Source organism: Sinomonas sp. ASV322, from assembly GCF_030908245.1.
Taxonomy (GTDB): domain Bacteria; phylum Actinomycetota; class Actinomycetes; order Actinomycetales; family Micrococcaceae; genus Sinomonas.
The window spans coordinates 16,574-34,033 of sequence record NZ_JAVFJJ010000001.1 but is presented as its reverse complement, the minus strand read 5'-3'; the positions used below and the strand labels follow the sequence as shown (position 1 = coordinate 34,033).

Annotated in this window: 17 protein-coding genes; 9 read left to right on the top strand and 8 right to left on the bottom strand. The window is 70.0% G+C overall.

Features of this window, described 5'->3' with window-relative positions; translation table 11 throughout:
• The first annotated feature begins 269 nt into the window (after positions 1 to 269).
• From RBS12_RS00170 to RBS12_RS00160, 3 genes are all read left to right on the top strand, one after another.
• A complete protein-coding gene (locus RBS12_RS00170; RefSeq protein ID WP_307964031.1) occupies positions 270 to 869 on the top strand; it encodes a nucleotidyltransferase family protein in 600 nt (199 codons plus the stop codon).
• Between the two features lie 145 nt (positions 870 to 1,014).
• Complete coding sequence (locus RBS12_RS00165; protein WP_307964030.1) at positions 1,015 to 1,218, top strand: cold-shock protein; 204 nt, start codon at positions 1,015 to 1,017, stop codon at positions 1,216 to 1,218.
• A 184-nt stretch (positions 1,219 to 1,402) separates the two neighbouring features.
• Positions 1,403 to 2,089, top strand: a complete 687-nt coding sequence (locus tag RBS12_RS00160) for an SGNH/GDSL hydrolase family protein (protein ID WP_307964029.1) — start codon at positions 1,403 to 1,405, stop codon at positions 2,087 to 2,089.
• 11 nt (positions 2,090 to 2,100) lie between these two features.
• On the opposite strand, the gene RBS12_RS00155 is transcribed toward RBS12_RS00160, so the two are convergent.
• The 4 genes from RBS12_RS00155 to RBS12_RS00140 form a co-directional block, all read right to left on the bottom strand.
• The gene (locus RBS12_RS00155; protein WP_307964028.1) at positions 2,101 to 2,757 is read right to left on the bottom strand and encodes a GntR family transcriptional regulator; all 657 of its coding nucleotides are present in this window, start codon (positions 2,755 to 2,757) and stop codon (positions 2,101 to 2,103) included.
• Between the two features lie 163 nt (positions 2,758 to 2,920).
• Positions 2,921 to 3,919, bottom strand: coding sequence for a transketolase C-terminal domain-containing protein (locus RBS12_RS00150; RefSeq protein ID WP_307964027.1), 999 nt, complete (start codon positions 3,917 to 3,919; stop codon positions 2,921 to 2,923).
• Entirely contained in the window at positions 3,916 to 4,830 is a 915-nt protein-coding gene (locus RBS12_RS00145; RefSeq protein ID WP_307964026.1) for a transketolase, read from the bottom strand. Before RBS12_RS00145 ends, RBS12_RS00150 begins: the two co-directional genes overlap by 4 nt.
• Positions 4,827 to 6,164 (bottom strand): MFS transporter, encoded by a 1,338-nt coding sequence (locus RBS12_RS00140; protein ID WP_307964025.1) that lies wholly within the window; start codon positions 6,162 to 6,164, stop codon positions 4,827 to 4,829. The genes RBS12_RS00145 and RBS12_RS00140 overlap by 4 nt, the downstream gene beginning before the upstream one ends.
• 281 nt (positions 6,165 to 6,445) lie before the next feature.
• Here RBS12_RS00140 and RBS12_RS00135 point away from each other — a divergent pair, with 281 nt between their 5' ends.
• From RBS12_RS00135 to RBS12_RS00120, 4 genes are all read left to right on the top strand, one after another.
• Positions 6,446 to 7,270, top strand: coding sequence for a sugar phosphate isomerase/epimerase (locus RBS12_RS00135; protein WP_307964493.1), 825 nt, complete (start codon positions 6,446 to 6,448; stop codon positions 7,268 to 7,270).
• 64 nt (positions 7,271 to 7,334) lie between these two features.
• Positions 7,335 to 8,120, top strand: a complete 786-nt coding sequence (locus RBS12_RS00130; protein ID WP_307964024.1) for an SDR family NAD(P)-dependent oxidoreductase — start codon at positions 7,335 to 7,337, stop codon at positions 8,118 to 8,120.
• A 46-nt stretch (positions 8,121 to 8,166) separates the two neighbouring features.
• Positions 8,167 to 9,924: a dihydroxyacetone kinase family protein gene (locus tag RBS12_RS00125; RefSeq protein ID WP_307964023.1), complete on the top strand. Its 1,758-nt coding sequence runs from the start codon at positions 8,167 to 8,169 to the stop codon at positions 9,922 to 9,924.
• A gap of 18 nt (positions 9,925 to 9,942) precedes the next feature.
• Entirely contained in the window at positions 9,943 to 10,410 is a 468-nt protein-coding gene (locus RBS12_RS00120; protein WP_307964022.1) for a ribose-5-phosphate isomerase, read from the top strand.
• A gap of 46 nt (positions 10,411 to 10,456) precedes the next feature.
• On the opposite strand, the gene RBS12_RS00115 is transcribed toward RBS12_RS00120, so the two are convergent.
• Positions 10,457 to 11,302 carry an NAD(P)-dependent oxidoreductase gene (locus RBS12_RS00115; protein ID WP_307964021.1) on the bottom strand — a complete coding sequence of 282 codons (846 nt, stop codon included), beginning with the start codon at positions 11,300 to 11,302 and terminating at the stop codon, positions 10,457 to 10,459.
• A gap of 119 nt (positions 11,303 to 11,421) precedes the next feature.
• A complete protein-coding gene (locus tag RBS12_RS00110) occupies positions 11,422 to 11,979 on the bottom strand; it encodes an NAD(P)H-dependent oxidoreductase (RefSeq protein ID WP_307964020.1) in 558 nt (185 codons plus the stop codon).
• Positions 11,980 to 12,080: 101 nt separating this feature from the next.
• On the opposite strand from RBS12_RS00110, the gene RBS12_RS00105 reads away from it, so the two are divergent.
• Positions 12,081 to 12,647, top strand: a complete 567-nt coding sequence (locus tag RBS12_RS00105; RefSeq protein ID WP_307964019.1) for a MarR family winged helix-turn-helix transcriptional regulator — start codon at positions 12,081 to 12,083, stop codon at positions 12,645 to 12,647.
• A 41-nt stretch (positions 12,648 to 12,688) separates the two neighbouring features.
• Complete coding sequence (locus tag RBS12_RS00100; RefSeq protein ID WP_307964018.1) at positions 12,689 to 14,074, top strand: DUF1731 domain-containing protein; 1,386 nt, start codon at positions 12,689 to 12,691, stop codon at positions 14,072 to 14,074.
• 25 nt (positions 14,075 to 14,099) lie between these two features.
• On the opposite strand, the gene RBS12_RS00095 is transcribed toward RBS12_RS00100, so the two are convergent.
• Together RBS12_RS00095 and RBS12_RS00090 are read right to left on the bottom strand one after the other, a co-directional pair.
• Complete coding sequence (locus tag RBS12_RS00095) at positions 14,100 to 16,670, bottom strand: PEP/pyruvate-binding domain-containing protein (RefSeq protein WP_307964017.1); 2,571 nt, start codon at positions 16,668 to 16,670, stop codon at positions 14,100 to 14,102.
• Positions 16,671 to 16,790: 120 nt separating this feature from the next.
• Positions 16,791 to 17,333 (bottom strand): acyl-CoA thioesterase, encoded by a 543-nt coding sequence (locus tag RBS12_RS00090; RefSeq protein ID WP_307964016.1) that lies wholly within the window; start codon positions 17,331 to 17,333, stop codon positions 16,791 to 16,793.
• Positions 17,334 to 17,460 lie beyond the last annotated feature (127 nt).

The following is a 17,460-nucleotide window of genomic DNA, read 5'->3' as shown; positions in this document are numbered from 1 at the left end:
AGTACTTCGTCGGGTTGGACCGGGCCCCGGGGCTCAACGCCGCCCAGGGGCTCCCGCTCGCTCCCGCGCAGTGTGACGCGGGGACTGCTTTCATCGGCCACGACTACCACCCTCTCACTGGGTTTGGGGATCCACTCGCGATTCTAGGAGCCGCATGCCATGACCAGGTATGGGTGCGTGACTGGTTTTTCACCCCGGTGCTCCCCGGCGGTCACTTCTGTGACCGTAGTGGTCGATCGCGGGGCAGCGACCTGGCGTAGGCTGCACACGTGCGTGCCGAACTGAGTGCGCCCGTCGCGGGAATCCTGCTGGCCGCAGGCGCAGGGCGCCGCTTCGGGGGCCCGAAAGCCCTTGCGTCGAGCCCCGAGACGGGCAGCTGGCTGCAGCGGGGCGTCGAACTGCTCACGGCCGCGGGCTGCGCGCCCGTCGTCGTGGTGCTCGGAGCCTCGGCTGACGAGGCCCTGGCACTTCTCCCCGACGATCCGCGCGTCGTGCCGATCGTCGCCGAGGGCTGGGCCGAAGGCGTCGGAGCCTCGCTTCGAGCGGCGCTCGAGCTCCTCGCCGGGCGGCACAGGACCATCGTCGCGGCGCTCGTCACGCTCGTCGATCTCCCCAGGCTCGACGGCGAGGCCCTCGCACGGGTCGCGGGCGGCGCCGTCGGGCCCTCCTCGCTGCGCCGGGCCATCTACGGCAACACGCCTGGGCATCCGGTCCTGATCGGCAGGGAGCATTGGGGGCCTTTGGGCGCCATTCTGGCCGGCGACGTCGGCGCAGGACCCTATCTTCGAGCCCACGCCGCAGAGCCTGTTGACTGCACTGGTCTCGGAGGAGACGAAGACATTGATCGCCAAAGCGGCTCGGACGGGTAAGCTGGATACGTAGTTGAAGTGTTTCGCAGAATCTTGGCGATACTGGCCTCCGCCGGAGGCTGTGTGTTGACTCTGATGGGCGGGTACGGACACGACTGCGCACGCACCCCGAAGGTCGGGGTCGGCAACGTCCCAGGAGGACAGCATGGCAACAGGAACCGTCAAGTGGTTCAACGGCGAAAAGGGCTTCGGCTTCATCGCTCCCGACGACAACACCGATGACGTCTTCGTGCATTTCACGGCGATCGAGTCGAAGGGCTTCCGCGAGCTCCAGGAAGGCCAGAAGGTCGAGTTCGAGACCCAGCAGGGTCCGAAGGGCCTCCAGGCCGCGAAGGTTCGCCCCCTCTGACGAGCTTTGGCAATACCCCGGAAGGGCCGGCCACGGTGTGGCCGGCCCTTCCGCTGTTCTGCCCGCGCGCCGGAGGCCCGGAGTCAGTGAGCCGCTCGCGGCCCGCCGCCGCTGCGGGATACTTGAACGCAGCACGCAGTCCGGCCGCACCGAGGCCGGACAGGATTTGATGGCCGGGGGCTCCGTGGGGAACAGCGCACGCACGCCGCGCCTGCGGCGCGGTCCGCTGCGGGCGGTCCTGCTCGTTGGAGGCGCCACGTCGCTTGTCGTCCTGCTCTCGGTCGCCGGATCCACCCTTGTCTCGACGCGGGAGCGGCTCGTCGTCATCGGCGACTCGCTCAGCACGGGGCTGGGGTCCTCCGCCACCGATTCGTGGCCGGTGCTCGTCGAGCACGACGAAGAGACACACCTCGACCAGTTCGAGGTCGTGAACGCGGCCCAGAACGGGAGCGGCTACGTCACGCCCGGCGACGACGACGGAACCTTCATGACCGAGGTCACGCAGTACGTGACGCCCGAGGCGAAGGTCGTCCTGTTCTTCGGTTCGGACAACGACGTCGGAAGCACCTCGGAGCAGATCAGGGAGGCGGCCAAGAGCACCTTCGAAGCGGCGCGCGCGAAGGCGCCGAACGCCAGGATCATCGTCGTCGGCCCGCCGTCGTACACGCTGAACCCCGACGGCGAACTGCTCGAGGTCCGCGATGCGCTGCGCTTGGCCGCCTTCCAGACCCATTCGACGTTCGTCGACCCGATCGCCGAGGGCTGGATCGCGGACCATGTCGACGAGCTCATCGGCCCCGACGGCGAACACCCGAACGCGGCCGGCCACCTCCGCCTCGCCCAGCTCATGGAGAATGTGCTGAACCGCTGACGCGCCTCGGATCAGCCGACGAGGGTCTCGGCCGCCTCGTCCATGTGGTCGAGGATCTTCTGGCGGGCGACGGCGGTGTCCCCCGACTCGATCGCGTCCACGATCTCGCGGTGACGGCCGATGCCCATGTTCCTCGTGGCCCGCTCCGCGCCTGCGAACATGATGGACATGCGGATCGATCCTTCGAGCGACTCCCAGGAGTGCACGAGGGTCTCGTTCCCGCCGAGGCGGCACAGGAGCCGGTGGAACTCGAGGTCGGCCTCGATGCGGTCGGCGAAGCTGGCCTCCGCCGAGTCCTCCATGACCTCGATGGCTGCACGGAGTTCCCCAACCGTACGCGCGCGGCGCGGCTGCTCGATCAGGGTGCGGGCCGCGAGCGATTCGAGGGCGCCGCGGACCGCGAAGATATCGCGGATCTCCTTGGCGTCGAGATGCCGGACGCTCAGGCGCCCACGCGGCCCGGCCGAGACGAGCCCTTCCTGCTGGAGCTGGCGGAGCGCCTCGCGGAGGGTGCCGCGGCTGATCTGGAGCATCTCGGAGAGTTCGGTTTCCACGAGGTGTCGGCCGGGCTCGAGGTCGCCGGACGTGATGGCGCGGCGCAGCGCGACGAGGGCCTGCTCACGCAGGCTTGTCTTCTCGAGCCCCAGCAGGGCAGCGGTCGCGGTCATGCGCCCTCCTGTTTGTCGACCGTCACGAACGCAACGGTAGTGTCAACTGTCATCATAGGCGCGCCGGGGCCCCGCCCAGCCCCCGGGCGGGGGCCGCGGGGGGCGCCCCCCGCCCCCCCCCCCGGGGGGGCCGCCCGCCCCGGCGCTCCTCGCCCGGTGTAGTTCAGCCCAGCTCGGCGAGGACCCGCTCGACGATCCGGTCGTGGGAGAGCCCGTACCTGTGGTGGAGCGTCGGCAGCGCGCCCGCGTCGAGGAACTGGTCGGGAAGGCCGATCGGCACGACGCGGCGCGCCTCTCCCCTGCGGACGAGCGCGGACGCGACGGTCTCGAACAGCCCGCCGACCACGGTGTGGTTCTCGAGCGTGACGGCGAGGCGGTCGCCCGCGAGCTCGCGCAGGACCGTCTCCTCGTCGAACGGCTTGAGCGTCGGCGTATGCACGACGGCGGCGTCCACGTGGTGCGCCGCGAGCGCCTCAGCCGCCTGGAGGGCCCGCATCGTCATGAGTCCCGACGAGACGAGGACGACGTCGCGCCCGCCCCGGAGGACCTTCGCCTTGCCGAGTTCGAACGAGTAGTCGTACTCGTCAAGGACCGAGGGCACCTTGCCCCGGAGGAGCCGCAGATACGTCGGGCCGGGGGCAGCTGCGAGCTGCGGCACCGCCTGGGCGATGTCGACGGCGTCGCACGGGTCCACGATCGTGAGGTTCGGCATGCCCCGGAAGATCGCGACGTCCTCGGTGGCCTGGTGGCTCGGCCCGTACCCCGTCGTGAGCCCCGGCAGCCCGCCGATGATATTGACGTTGAGCTCGGGCTCGGCGATGTCGAGGCAGATGAAGTCGTACGCGCGGCGGGCGGCAAAAACCGAATACGTCGTCGCGAACGGGACGAGGCCCGCCTGGGCCATGCCAGCCGCAGCCCCGAAGAGAAGCTGTTCGGCCATGCCCATCTGGAAGTACCGCCCGGGGTGACGCTCGGCGAAAACGTGCAGGTCGGTGTACTTGCCCAGGTCCGCCGTGAGCCCGACGATGCGCTCGTCCTGCTCGGCAAGTTCCGCGAGCGCGTGACCGAACGGCGCGGGAGCGGTCCGTTGGCCGGGGTCGGCGAACGAGGCGATCATCGCCGAGGTCTTGAGCCTGGGCGCGCCGTGTGCCGTCGTCGTCATGGGGACACCTTCTCTCCGGCCTGTTCCGCGGCTGCGCCCGCGTACCCCACCGCGAGCTGCTCGCGGCACACGGCCCACTCGTGCTCTTCGATCCGCATGAAATGCGCCTTCTCGCGCTCCTCGAGCAGCTGGACTCCTCGGCCCACCCTCGTGTCGCACAGGATCACGGACGGTGCTCCGTGGCCGTCGCCGTCGGCTGCGCCGTGGCCTTCTGCCCGGGCAGCGATCGCGTCGAACGCTGCGAGGAGCGCTCCGACGTCGTTGCCGTCGACCCGCTCGACGTGCCAGCCGCACGCGGCCCACTTCTCGGCGACCGGCTCCGTGCGGAGCACGCCCGCCGTGGGCCCGTCCGCCTGGAGCGCGTTGATGTCGACGACGGCGGTGAGCCGCCCGAGGCCGTGATGGGCGGCGCCCATCGCGGCCTCCCATGTCGAGCCCTCGTCAAGTTCGCCGTCGGACAGGAAATTGAGGACGCGCGCGGCGTTGCCCCGCGCGCGCAGTCCCAACGCGAGGCCGACGGCGATCGCGAGGCCGTGCCCGAGGGAACCGCCCGAGATTTCCATGCCGGGCGTGTACGTCGACATGCCGGACATCGGGAGACGCGACCCGTCGGAGCCGTAGGTCTCGAGCTCGTCAACGGGGACGATACCCGCCTCCGCGAACGCGGCGTAGAGCCCGATCGCGTAGTGCCCGGTCGAAAGGAGGAAGCGGTCGCGCCCGTCCCACGCGGGGTCCTCGGCGCGGTACGTGAGCTGGTCGGCGTAGACGGCGGCGAGGATGTCCGCCGCGCCGAGAGCCTGGCCCACGTAGCCCTGCCCCTGCACCTCGCCCATCGCGAGCGCGTGCTGGCGGATGCGGTAGGCGGCTGCCTCGACGGCCTCTCGGCGGCCCGCCGCCACCTCGGCCCTCATGCGCTCACCGGATGAGGGGTGGCCGCTGACGCCTCCTCGGCGGCCTTGCGCTCGCGCTTCCCCCACGTCTCGCGGGTGGCGATCGCGGCCCACAGGCCGATCGCGCCGTACACGCTGAACAGGAGCGCCGGGCCGAGCCAGCCGAGCGCGACGAACAGGATCGTCGTGATGAACGGCGTGAAGCCGGAGACCATGGCGGAAATCTGGTAGGCCAGGGACGCGCCGGAGGAGCGGGTGTTGGCGCGGAAGAGCTCGGGGAACCACGCACCCTGGACCCCCGCGAGGGAGTTCTGGCACACGGCGTACGAGATGACGATCGTCGCGATCACGAAGAAGAACAGGCCCGTGTTCACGAGGAGGAACATGGGCACCCCGAACAGCACGGCGAACGTGCAAGACCAGAGGTAGACGGGGCGGCGCCCGATCTTGTCGGTCAGCCGAGCCCATGCGGCCGTCGCGAAGATGCCGATGGCCGAGGCGATGCACAGCGCCACGAGCGTCTGCGTCTTGTCCGCAAGCTTGGCGCTGTTGAGGTACGAAATCATGTACGTGATCGAGACGGCGTAGCCCGCGGTCTCGGCGATGCGCAGGCCGATGCCGCGCAGGATGTTGCGCCAGTCGTTCTTGACGACGTCGACGATCGGCGCCTTCGTGAGGGCGCCCGCGTCCTTGACGTCCTCGAAGACCGGGGACTCGGGCACCTTCGAGCGGATGACCAGGCCGACGGCGACGAGGACAATGCTCGCAAGGAACGGGACGCGCCATGCCCACTGGTCGCCGAGGCCCACGCTCGCGAGGAAGGTCAGGTTTGCCAGGAGCAGGCCGACGGGGAAGCCCGACTGGACGATCCCGGTGAACTTCCCCTTGCTCTTCCACGGCGCGTGCTCGTACGCCATGAGGATGGCGCCGCCCCATTCGGCGCCGAACGCGATGCCCTGGATGATGCGGACGGCCACGAGCAGCGACGGAGCGAGTAGGCCCACCTGCGCGTAGGTCGGGAGAAGGCCGATCGCGAACGTCGCGAGGCCCATGACGATGAGCGAGGCGACGAGGACCGGCTTGCGGCCCAAACGGTCGCCGAGGTGACCACCGATGAAGCCTCCGAGCGGCCGCGCAGCGAAGCCGACGCCGAGCGCTGCGAAGGAAGAGAGCGTTGCGGTGACGGGATCGGCGTTCGGGAAGAACGCCTTGCTGAAATAGAGGGCGGCGGCGGTGCCGAAGCCGATGAAGTCGTAGGTTTCGATGACGGCGCCCACGCTGGAGCCGATGGCCACACGGCGCGCGTCTCGGGTTCCGTGGACCGGGCCGCGCAGGGCCAGAGCCTCGTTGCTCATTGCTGTTCCTTCCAAGATCGACGGGCCTCGCGGGGAAGACTTCCCCCTCGGTCGCTGTCGACAGTCAACATAATAAGCCAGTGTGCGGCGGGACACAGATTGGTGTCAACCGTCAACTATTAGAGTTGACTGTCAACAGTCAACGCTCGTAAGGTGTTATCCAGCTCACCTCTCCCATCCATCGACTGCTCCGCAACTGTCGTTCTGAGAGCTCAAAACGACAGTTGCGGAGCAGTCGATCCCCGGCATTGGAAGGCCACCGTGCGGAAAAGGACCCCATGATGTACCACTCCCGGCTCGGCTGTTCGTCGATCAGCTTCCGCCACCTCGATCTCCCCTCGGCGCTCGCCACGATGGCGGGTGCAGGCTTCGAGGAGATCGACCTCGGCGCACTGCCCGGCGTGTGCGACCACGTCCCCTACACGCTCGATCGCGAAGCTGTGGCTGCGGTCTCTGCCGACGTGGCACGCAGTGGCCTGCGCGTCCGATCGGTCAACGGCGATATCGGCGACCTCAACGCGCCTCTCAGCCCGGAGGCGCGCCGCGAACGCCGCGAGCACCTCGACCGGCTGCTCGATCTCGCCGAAGCTGTCGAGGCCGAGGCGCTCGTGCTCCCGTGTGGCGCCCTCGACCACGAACCGGTCGCAAGCCTGGACGCGGACCTCGACCTCGTCGCGGCGGAACTCTCCACGGCCGCCGAGGCGGCGGCCGCGCGCGGCCTCGGCCTCTGGACCGAGTCGCTGCACGTCCTGCGCCTGAGCTGGAACCTCGACCGCGCGCTCGCGCTCTCCGAGCGGCTCGACGGCACGGGCGTTCGGCATGTGCTCGACTCGAGCCACGCGGTCGCCTCGGGCGGCGGCTTCGAAGCCGCTGCCCGCGCGCTCGGGCCCCGCATCGCCCACGTCCACCTCCGCGACGCCGTCCCCGGCGACATCCACCGCAGCATCGGGGCGGGCGACGTCGATTTCGCGGGCGGGCTCGGGGCGCTCCGCGAGCTCGGCTATGACGGCCATTTCACGCTCGAGCTCGAGACGCGGGACCTCACCCACGACGAGCGTCCGGCCGCCGCGGCCAAGGCAGCGAGCTTCATCAGCGGCCTCATCTGAATCCCGCCACCCCCGGCCCACCCCCAAGAGCCAGCCCCACGAAACGACCAGCAAGGAACCACGTATGAGCACCACACAGCGCAGCATCCAGCGCACCGCCGTCCTCACGGGCGCCACGTCCGACCGCGGCATCGGCCTCGCGACGGCCCGCCGCTTCGCCCGCGAAGGCTGGGGCGTCGTCGTCCTCGATCTTGACGGCGAGAAGACCGCAAAGGTCGCCCAGGAGATCGCGAACGAGTTCAACGTCCCGGCGTTCGGCCACGAGACCGACGTCGCGGACGAGGCCTCGGTCGCGGCCGCGCAGGCCGCTGTCGCGGCGGAGACCGCCGCCGGCCGCCTCCCCGTGATTGGCGCCCTCGCGAACATCGCGGGCATTACGTCCCCCGTCCCGTTCCTCGAGACGGACCTCGCCCTCTGGAACAAGGTCATGGCCGTCAACGCGACGGGCACGTACCTCGTGACGAAGGCGTTCCTCCCGGCCATGATCGACGCCGGCTGGGGCCGGATCGTCAACATGTCCTCCGTCTCCGCCCAGCGCGGCGGCGGCGTGTTCGGCCGCGTCCCCTACTCCTCCGCGAAGGCAGCCATCCTCGGCTTCACGAAGGCGCTCGCGCGCGAGATCGCCCCCACGGGCGTGACCGTCAACGCCATCACGCCGGGCGCCGTGGACACGAACATCCGCGTGGGCAGCACCGACGAGCAGGAAGCCGCGATCGCTCGCGACATCCCTGTGGGCCGCACCGCGTCCACGGAGGAGATCGCCGCCGTCATCACGTGGCTCTCCTCCGAGGACGCCGCGTACCTCACGGGCACCACGGTGGACATCAACGGCGGAAGCCACATGCACTGACGCCCCCGGGCGCCAGTGCAGGCAGACACAGTCGAAGGAGACATCCATGACGCACATCGCCAACAATCCCGCCGACTTCGCCGACGAGGCCCTCGACGGCTTCTGTGACGCATACGCGAGCCTCGTCGAGCGCGTCGAGGGCGGGGCCGTTCGCCGCTCCCGGCCCGCGCAGCCCAAGGTCGCCGTCCTGCTGGGCGGCGGCTCGGGCCATTACCCCGCCTTCGCCGGGCTCATCGGCGCGGGCTTCGCCGACGGTGCGGTCGTGGGCAACATCTTCACGTCGCCGTCCGCGCAGCAGGCCGCTTCCGTAGCCCGGGCCGCCGATTCCGGGGCCGGCGTGGTGTTCGCGTACGGCAACTACGCGGGAGACGTCATGAACTTCGGCGTGGCCACGGAGCGCCTGCGCGCCGAAGGAATCCGCGCCGAGAACGTCGTCGTGACGGACGACGTCGCGAGCGCGCCGCCCTCCGAACTCGAGCGGCGTCGGGGCATCGCCGGCGACTTCACGGTGTTCAAGGTCATGGGCGCCGCGGCCGAGTCGGGTGCCGACCTCGACGAGGTCGTCCGTCTGGGCCGCAAGGCCAACCACGCCACGCGGACGCTCGGCACCGCGTTCGCGGGCTGCACGTTCCCGGGCGCCGAGCATCCGCTGTTCTCGCTCCCCGAAGGTTTCATGGGCCTCGGGCTCGGCATCCATGGCGAGCCCGGGCTCAGGGACCTCCCGCTCCCCCGCGCCGAGGACCTGGGCCGGGAGCTCGTCGCCGGGGTGCTCGCGGAGCGCCCGGAAGGCGCGGGCCGCCGCGTCGTGGTGATCCTCAACGGCCTCGGCAGCACGAAGGCCGAGGAGCTGTTCGTCCTGTGGCGCACGGTCGCACCGCTTCTGCGCGACAGCGGGCTCGAGCTCGTGGCGCCCGAAGTCGGCGAGCTCGTCACGAGCCTCGACATGGCGGGCGTCTCCCTCACGCTCATGTGGCTCGACGAAGAACTCGAAGAGCTGTGGCTCGCGCCCGCGGAAACCCCGGCGTACCGCCGCGGCGCCGTCGTCCGGAACGAGCGCCCGGCCACCGCGGAGCCCCCCGTGGTCCGCTCCGCCGGGGTCGCGGGCGCCCGCGACGTGAGCGAGGCGCGACTCGCGAGCGCCGCGTCGCGGGAGTACGCGGCGCAGTGCCTCGCCGCCCTGGCCGCGGCGCAGCGCACGCTGCACGAGCTCGAGCCCGAGCTCGGCGCGCTCGACGCAGTCGCGGGCGACGGCGACCATGGTCGCGGGATGGTTCGCGGCGTCGACGCCGCGGTTGCGGCGGCGCAGGACGCCGCCGCGGCAGGGAGCGGCGCGGGTTCGCTCCTCGCCGCCGCGGGCGACGCGTGGGCCGACAAGGCCGGTGGCACCTCGGGCGTCCTGTGGGGCGCGGGTCTGCGCGCATGGGGCGAGACCCTCGGCGACGACGCGCGGCCCGACGACGGCGCGCTCGCGGCGGGCATTGCAGCGTTCGCGGGGCGCATCCTCGCCTTGGGCGGCGCCCAGCCAGGCGACAAAACCCTTGTCGACGCCCTCGCCCCGTTCACCGCAGAGCTGAGCGCCGCCGTCGAACGCGGCCTGCCGCTTGGCGAGGCGTGGACGACGGCGGCGGACGCTGCGGCGAGCGCCGCGCAGTCCACCGCCGAGCTGCGCCCGCGGAAGGGACGCGCACGTCCCCTCGCGGAGAAGAGCGTCGGCACCCCGGACCCCGGCGCGATCTCGCTCGCGGCAGTGTTCGCGGCCATCGGGCCGGAACTCGACCCCCAGACCGCGACAGCGGCCCACTGACCCGAAAGGCAGAGAACAATGACCGGACTGAGGATTGTGCTCGGCTCAGACGAGGCGGGCGTCGACTACAAGGACGCGGTCGTCGCGGACTTCGAGGCCGATCCGCGCGTAGCGGAGGTCATCGACATCGGCGTGCACCGAGGCGACGACGACTTCGAGAAGCCGTATCCGTACGTGGGGCTGGCAGCGGGGCAGCTCATCAAGGACGGGCAGGCCGACCGGGCGATCCTGTTCTGCGGCACGGGCCTGGGCGTCGCGATCGCCGCGAACAAGGTCGAGGGAATCCGCGCCGCGACGGCCCACGACTCGTTCTCGGTGGAGCGCTCGGTGCTGTCCAACAACTGCCAGGTGCTCGCCATGGGACAACGGGTCGTGGGCCTCGAGCTCGCGCGACGGCTCGCGAGGGAGTGGATCGGCTACACGTTCGATCCTTCGTCAGCCTCCGCCGCGAAGGTCAAGGTCCTCACGGACTACGAGGGCTGCTGAGGGCGAGCACGCGGGGCGCACGGCTGACCCGGGCGCCCCTGCGCTGCTACGCCCCCTGGCGCCAGCTGAACTGCGGATCGAAGCCAAGGAGCCGGCGAGCCTTGTCGATGCCGAGCATCGTCTCGTGCTCGCCGAGTTCCTTGGTCACGCGCACCTTCGGGAAGACCTCCGCGGCGAGCCCAGCCGAGGAACGGCTCATGACCGTGTCCGCGGCCGCGATGATATACGCCTCGAAGCCCGGCCGGGCCGCGAGAACGGCCTTCTCGATGGCCTGTGCGCCGTCCCGCGCGTCGATGTAGCCCCACAGGTTCCATTTGCGCGCGCGGGCATCGGCGTCGAACGACGGGAACTGCGCATAGTCCGCGGGCACCATGACGTTCGAGAAGCGGAGCGCCGAGACGCTCAGCTCGGGATTCCACCGGCACAGCTGGCGCGCCATCTGCTCCTCGAGATGCTTGACGAGCGAATACGTGCTCTCGGGCCGGGCCTCGTATTCCTCGTCGACGGGGATGTACGGCGGATCGATGTCGAAGGGCAGGCCCAGCACGGTCTCGCTCGACGCGTACACGATCCGATTGATGCCGAGCTTTCGCGACGCCTCGAAGACGCTGTAGGTCGAGAGCATGTTGTTGCGGAACGTCGCGGAGTCCGGGGCGAGGCCCGGGGCCGGGATCGCACCGAGGTGGACGACGGCGTCGATCCCGTCGTAGCGGTCGTCAACGCCGCCGAGGGCGTCGATCACCTGCCCGTAGTCGGCCAGGTCGGTCTGGATGAAGCCCCGGTCGCGCTCCCCTACGCGGTCGAGGTTCCACACCTCGTGGCCCGATGAGCGGAGATGGTCGACGGCGACCCGGCCGAGCTTCCCGCTCCCGCCGGTCAGTGCGATCTTCATGGAACACCCTTCCGGCCGCGTCCCGCGGCCTGTCAGACCTTTCGTCCTCCCTGCTTAGCAGAGTCGTGACGCGGCCGGAAGGTCGGACCACACAGCGATGGGGGTCCTGAGAATCCTACTCAGGCGACGGCCGCCTCGGCGCGCACGGACTCGAGCGCCCGCGCCCACAGGACGGTCTGGTCCAGAACGGGCAGGATCGACGCGGCCTGGAGTTCACTCGGCGCGAAATGCCCATCGCGGAAGTCCATGAAGAGCGAGAACATGCCGGTCTTCTGCACGTGGGCGATCTGGAGCTCGGAGAGGATCGCGCGCAGGTGCTCGACGGCTCGCACGCCGAACGCCGAGCCGTAGGAGACGATGCCCGCGCTCTTGTTGGCGAGCTCAGGCTTGAGATAGCTCAGCGCGTTGGCGAGCGCGGGCGAGACCGAGTGGTTGTACTCGGGGGTGATGAATACGTAGCCGTCGAACTCGCCCATTCGCGATGAGAACTTGGCGATGCCGGACGAGGACTGCTCGGGGGCGTGCTGGCCGAGGAGCGGGAGACGGTAGTCCGCGATGTCGACGAGTTCGAAGTCCGCGTCCGCGCGACGCTGGGCCTGAGCCAAAACCCATTCGGCTACCTCGCGATTCTTCCGGCCGTCTCGGGTGCTGCCCGTGACGATGGCGATCCTGGTCATGAGCTTCCTCCTGATTGACACATCAACTAAACTTGGGTGATTCAGGGATACACCCATATGATTGATGCGTCAAGTTTCATTGCGTTGAGAGTCGGGGGACCATGGAGGCACACACGTTCGAGGGCGGCGTCGGCACGCACGACGCGGCCGCTCCCCATGCAGCAGAAGCCCGCTGGCTCGATCCGCGCGAGCGCGAGGTATGGCTCGCCCTCCGTCATCTGCTCTGGGGACTCACACCCGCCGTCGACCGCCAGCTCCAGCGCGATTCGAGCCTTTCTGGGCCCGAATACTCCGTGCTTGCAACCCTTTCCGAGGACCCCGAAGGCGTGCTGCGCTCTGGCACCGCGGCGCGGACCCTCGGGTGGGGCCGCAGCCGCCTCTCCCACCTCCTGCGCCGCATGGAGGCCAAGGGGCTCATCTCCCGGGCATGCTCCGCGGACGACGGCCGCGGCCAGGACATCGCCCTGACCCCTGCGGGTCGCGCCGCGCTCGTCGAGGCGGCTCCCGGACACGTCGGCTTCGTGCGCAGCATCGTGTTCGATTCCCTCACGGAGGAGCAGCAGGAAGCACTGCGCGAGGCGTGCCAGCGCATCACCGCCGCTATCGAGGCCGAGGACGGCTGTGCCGCTGTGTTCGACGCCGACGGCGAGGCCTGCGAGGGCGAGTAGCCCCCGACACTGCCCCTCCCTAAGCGCCTTAGACTGACTCGGTGACTTGGCAGCGCACGTCAACGCAATGGTTCCGTCTCCCCGCCGGCCGCCTCTGGGCGGTCCTCGAGCGGCTTGACCGCTGGCCCGAGTGGAACACCGCCGTCGGCTCAGCCGCGGTCGTCGGCGCGCTGCGGGAAGGCGCCCCGGGGCACTACTCCCCCGCCCACCCCCTCATGGGCCCGCTGCATCGGCGCACCGCCCCCGCCTTCCGCGTCATCGCCGTCGAACCGGGGCGCCGTCTGGCCTTCCGCCAGCCGCAGCCGGGCGGCGGGCAGGACGTCGAGTGGACGCTTGAGGAACGGAACGGCGGCACCGAGTTCACGCAGCGGGTGACCCTCGACGGCCCGCTCGCCCAGCAGTTCGGGCTCACGGCAGGCGAGCCGCTCGTCCGCGGCTTCGCGGCGCAGTGCGCGCGCCTGTATCGGCTCGCGGCCCCCGTGGCGGAAGGCGAGCGCGCTCCGCTCACGGCCATCGCCGGGGGTTCAGGGTCCCTCGGCACATCGCTTGCCTCCGATCTCGTGTGCGACGGGCAGCGCGTCGTCCTCCTCACGCGGGCTCGGCGCCCCTCACCCTTCGAGCAGATCGCGTGGGACGGCCGGACGCCAGGCGCGTGGAGCGAGCGGCTCGGCGCCGAGCCGCGACTCAACCTCGTGAACCTCGCCGGGGTGAGCCTCGACATGCCGGGCACCCCCGAGAATCTCGCGAAGCTCGAGGCGAGCAGGGTCGAGCCCACGCGCGCCCTGGTCGAGGCGAGCCGCACGTGGGCACGGCCCGTCGAACGTTGGCTCCAGCAGAGCGCGGTCGGCATCTACGGCGATTCCTATGCCGAATCGGACGAAACCACACCGGCGCCGCAGGTCCCGGGGCTCGCGGCGGTCGTGCGCGCCTGGGAGGCAGCGTTCGACGGCGCGGCGGCCGGGCGGAGCGTCATCCTGCGGACGGGTGTCGTGCTCGCACGCGAGGCCGCGATCCTCGAGCGGCTCGCGGCCGTCGCGCGGCTCGGCGGCGGAGGCCCGCTCGGCACGGGCGAGCAGTGGTTCAGCTGGATCCACGAAGCCGACTGGAACCGTACGGCCCGCGCCGTGCTCGGCCTTACCACCGCTCCAGGCGAGGACGCGCTGGAACTGCCGGACGGCGTCGTCAACGCGACCTCGCCGTATCCCGTGCAGAATCGCGAGCTCATGGCCCACCTCCGGGAATTTGTCGGCATCCCCGTCGGGATCCCCGCGCCCGCGCCGCTCCTTCGCTTCGCCGCCGGCGTCCTGCGCACCAATCCCGACCTCGCCCTCGACAGCGTGCGGGCGGTGCCGGGCGTGCTCAGGGCCGCGCGGTTCGAGTTCCGCTACCCCCAGCTTTCGGGCGCGTTCCGCGAGATGCGCGCGTAGCCGACCCGGGCTGGCCGGTCGAGGCCTACTCGGCCGGTGGCGCCCCTTCCTCAAGCGAGACGGTGCCTTGCGAGCCGTCAACCGTGACCACTGTTCCGGTTCTGATCCGTTCAGTGGCCCCGACCACGCCGACCGTCGCCGGAATGCCGAATTCGCGAGCGACGACGGCCCCGTGGGACATGGCCCCTCCCATTTCCATCACCAAGCCCCCGGCGGTGAGGAAGAGCGGCGTCCAGCCCGGGTTCGTGGAGGGAGCCACAAGGATCTCCCCCGGTTCAAGCCGAGCGCCCTCGGGCGAGAGAATCACGCGGGCCGGCCCCGTCACGACCCCGGGCGATGCGGGCGTACCCGACAATTCCTTGCCGGCACGAACACCGAACATGGCTTCCGCGTCGCTTCCGTCGGAGAGCAGCACTCGCGGGATGTGCTTGCGCTTGCGTTCGCGCTCGAAGGCTGCCCGCCGCTCTGTGACGATCCCTGCGAGGTCGTCGCCGTCAACGGCACGCCTGGCCTCGGGGAATGTCAGGAAGAAGACGTCCGAGGGATCGGCGATGCGACCGCGTGCCGCAAGCTGCTCCCCGACGGGCTTCAGAAGCTCGCGAGCGGGGGTTGCCACGAGCCGAATGAGGTGGAATTTCGGCGCCTCCCGAGTGCCGATGAGGACGCGCACGCGGCGCAGCGCGAATCGGAGGACCATTCGCCGCGGTCCCCGGACGCGGTGGAGCAGGTTCTCAACCATCGCTTCAGCTTCGAGCGCGCTCGCAGCGAACTGAGTCCCAGGGTCGGGCACTTCGTCGCCGAGACGCACGTAGTTGGCGATGGCGCCCAGGAGATGTGTCGGGTCTTCTGACCAGCGCGGGGTGCCGATGTCTATTTCGCTGATGCACCGGAAGCCGTAGCGCGAAAGAAAGTCGGCCAGCTGTGTCTGGAGCGTGTCCGGAAGCGAGTCTGTGCGATAGGCCTCTGCGAGCTCGGCGGGCGACCGTTCCAGAAGCGCCTGCTTCGATGCGGCGTCCTCGCGGGCCGCCGCTCCGACCGACCAGAGGGCGAGGTCCATCTCCGTCGTCGGGTTCTCCGGGGCACCCCTCGTCACAGTTCTGATATCGTCGGCGCTCGCCCGACCGCGCAGAACACGGCCTGCCAGCCCCAGCGAGAGCATGGCGGGCGCGACGGTCCCCACGAAGCGTGGGAACATCCGCGGCGGGGCCTCCATCAAGAGCCTCTCGACGGCATCGAGGAAGCCGGTCGCGTCACCGTCCGCGGGTGCGTGGGGGGGCGAGATCGCCTCGAGGTCGCGCGCTAGGCGGAGCCGCGCGGAATCAGGCGACACGAGAGTGTGCAGGACCGCCAGAGGGACCCGAAGGCGTGCGAGAGGCTCGGCGATGCGCCGGATCGAAGCAAATCTCGAGCCCTCGCGGATGCTGAAGCGCGGATCCTTCGAAAGCTGAGAGAGGACGACCGAGCTGCGCGATTCGGCGACGCGCGCCACCAGCTTGAGCAATCGATGCCCTACCGGATCTCGCAGGGCGGTGGTGACGTCGATGTGGAAGCGCATAGCCGCGTCGGCGATCATCCTCGGCCCCGCAGCCGGATCCTGGACCCGGCCGCCGAACGCCTTCGACATCCCTGACCCGAGCAGCCGAAAGAACTGCATGCCCATGGGCGTGATCGGTTCGAAATACCCTTGAACCACGTTCGCGGAGAGGTAGACGCGAAGGTCACGAGTCGGATCTGGGGCCCCCTCCGGCACAGGGTACAGCGTCGTGATATTCCTCGATTGCACGAGCCAGAGCGCGCGCTCGGCGTCGAGCGCGAACTCGATGTCTTGCGGGGATCCGAAAAACCGCTCGACGCGGTCGCCGAGAAGGGCAAGCTCGACGAGTTCGGTGTCGGAGAGGACGGCAGCGGCGCCCTCGGCCGGTTCACGGCGGAGGACGGCCTGTGCGACCGTGTCGACAAGATAGTGGTCGGGGACGATGTCACCCGACACGAGGGCTTCACCGAGGCCGGCGGCAGCATCGACGGCGGCGCGCCGCCGGGTTCCGATCACGGGATCTGCGGTGAACAATACCCCCGCGGCAGACGCGTCCACCATCTTCTGGAGGACAACCGCGAGGGCGACATCCCGCCCGTCGATCGCATTCGCCCGCCGGTAGGCCACCGCGCGGTCGTTCCAGAGGGACGCCCAGCATTGGCGCACAGCATCGAGAACCGGTTCGTCGCCGACGACGCCGAGATAGGTGTCGTGCTGCCCGGCGAAGCTCGCGTCCGGCAAGTCTTCGGCTGTCGCCGACGATCGAATCGCAACCGGACCCGATCCCAGCGCGTGATACGCATCGAGCACGGCGTCGGCGATGATGCGAGGCACCGCTGCGGCGCGCAGCTTCGCGGCGGCACTTGCGGGACTATCGGGATTCGCATCGGCCTGAAGGGCTGCGATCCTATAGGCCTCGGTCGTGAGCACAAAGCCGTCAGGCACGGGAAATCCGGCCCGCGTGAGCTCGCCGAGATTGGCTGCCTTTCCACCCGCAAGGGCCACGGAGCCCGATGAGGGGTCCCTCAGGTCAACGATGAGACGGCCAGAGTCGCTCTCCATGCCCACAGCGTCCCACCAGGAATCGCGGTCCGGAAGGTCCAGTCCGCCCAGGCCGTCACCCCGCGGCGCTTCCCAGGCCCGCACGCGGCGGCCCACCGCGTGGCCGATCCCCCGCGCGGGCTACCACACGTGGGGCGCGGGGCGGCGGGTGCTCGGAAGGGCGTTCTCCTCGCGCCATCGGTGCAGGAATTCCGGGAGCTCGAGGCCGGCGGGCGGCCGCCCGACCTCAGCGAAGATCTCCTCGTTGCTCACTGGGCCGGCCGAGGAGACGAGCCGCGTCGCGACGTAGGCGCGCGCGTACACCTCGCCGCGCGCGACGATGCGCTGTTCGAAGTAGATGGCCCGCTCGTCGACCCCGATGATGCGGGACTCGATCATGTACTTCTGCCAGAGCGTCAGCGACTTGCGGAACGTGATGGTCTCGAGGTTCACGACCGGGCTCCATCCCCTGGCACGCATCCGATCCCACGCACCGGCCCGAACCATGAGGTCGAAGCGCCCAAGGTCCATGAGCGAGAAGTACATGCCGTTGTTGACGTGCATCGCGATGTCGATGTCTGTCGGGAGCACTCGGAGAGGGAGGGACGAGTCGCCCCACAGGCTCAGCTGCGGTCGGCGCCGCGATGTGACGAGCAGCAAAAGCGTGCGCAGAAGCAGGTGCATGCCCTCATGTTACTCGGGGGTAACCTTTGGTGTCGCCATCGCCGCAGCACCGGGACGAGCCGTTCGATGACGCTCGCGTCCTCGATAGTCGAAGCCACGGACCAGGGCGCGTTCGGTGAGATGCGGG

What these genes read in the sequence shown, in the direction of transcription:
- RBS12_RS00165 (WP_307964030.1), top strand. Translation starts at nt 1,015, where the DNA reads ATGGCAACAGGAACCGTCAAGTGGTTCAACGGCGAAAAGGGCTTCGGC.
- RBS12_RS00155 (WP_307964028.1), bottom strand. Translation starts at nt 2,757, where the DNA reads ATGACCGCGACCGCTGCCCTGCTGGGGCTCGAGAAGACAAGCCTGCGT.
- RBS12_RS00150 (WP_307964027.1), bottom strand. Translation starts at nt 3,919, where the DNA reads ATGACGACGACGGCACACGGCGCGCCCAGGCTCAAGACCTCGGCGATG.
- RBS12_RS00145 (WP_307964026.1), bottom strand. Translation starts at nt 4,830, where the DNA reads ATGAGGGCCGAGGTGGCGGCGGGCCGCCGAGAGGCCGTCGAGGCAGCC.
- RBS12_RS00140 (WP_307964025.1), bottom strand. Translation starts at nt 6,164, where the DNA reads ATGAGCAACGAGGCTCTGGCCCTGCGCGGCCCGGTCCACGGAACCCGA.
- RBS12_RS00135 (WP_307964493.1), top strand. Translation starts at nt 6,446, where the DNA reads ATGTACCACTCCCGGCTCGGCTGTTCGTCGATCAGCTTCCGCCACCTC.
- RBS12_RS00130 (WP_307964024.1), top strand. Translation starts at nt 7,335, where the DNA reads ATGAGCACCACACAGCGCAGCATCCAGCGCACCGCCGTCCTCACGGGC.
- RBS12_RS00125 (WP_307964023.1), top strand. Translation starts at nt 8,167, where the DNA reads ATGACGCACATCGCCAACAATCCCGCCGACTTCGCCGACGAGGCCCTC.
- RBS12_RS00120 (WP_307964022.1), top strand. Translation starts at nt 9,943, where the DNA reads ATGACCGGACTGAGGATTGTGCTCGGCTCAGACGAGGCGGGCGTCGAC.
- RBS12_RS00115 (WP_307964021.1), bottom strand. Translation starts at nt 11,302, where the DNA reads ATGAAGATCGCACTGACCGGCGGGAGCGGGAAGCTCGGCCGGGTCGCC.
- RBS12_RS00110 (WP_307964020.1), bottom strand. Translation starts at nt 11,979, where the DNA reads ATGACCAGGATCGCCATCGTCACGGGCAGCACCCGAGACGGCCGGAAG.
- RBS12_RS00105 (WP_307964019.1), top strand. Translation starts at nt 12,081, where the DNA reads ATGGAGGCACACACGTTCGAGGGCGGCGTCGGCACGCACGACGCGGCC.
- RBS12_RS00095 (WP_307964017.1), bottom strand. Translation starts at nt 16,670, where the DNA reads ATGGAGAGCGACTCTGGCCGTCTCATCGTTGACCTGAGGGACCCCTCA.
- RBS12_RS00090 (WP_307964016.1), bottom strand. Translation starts at nt 17,333, where the DNA reads ATGCACCTGCTTCTGCGCACGCTTTTGCTGCTCGTCACATCGCGGCGC.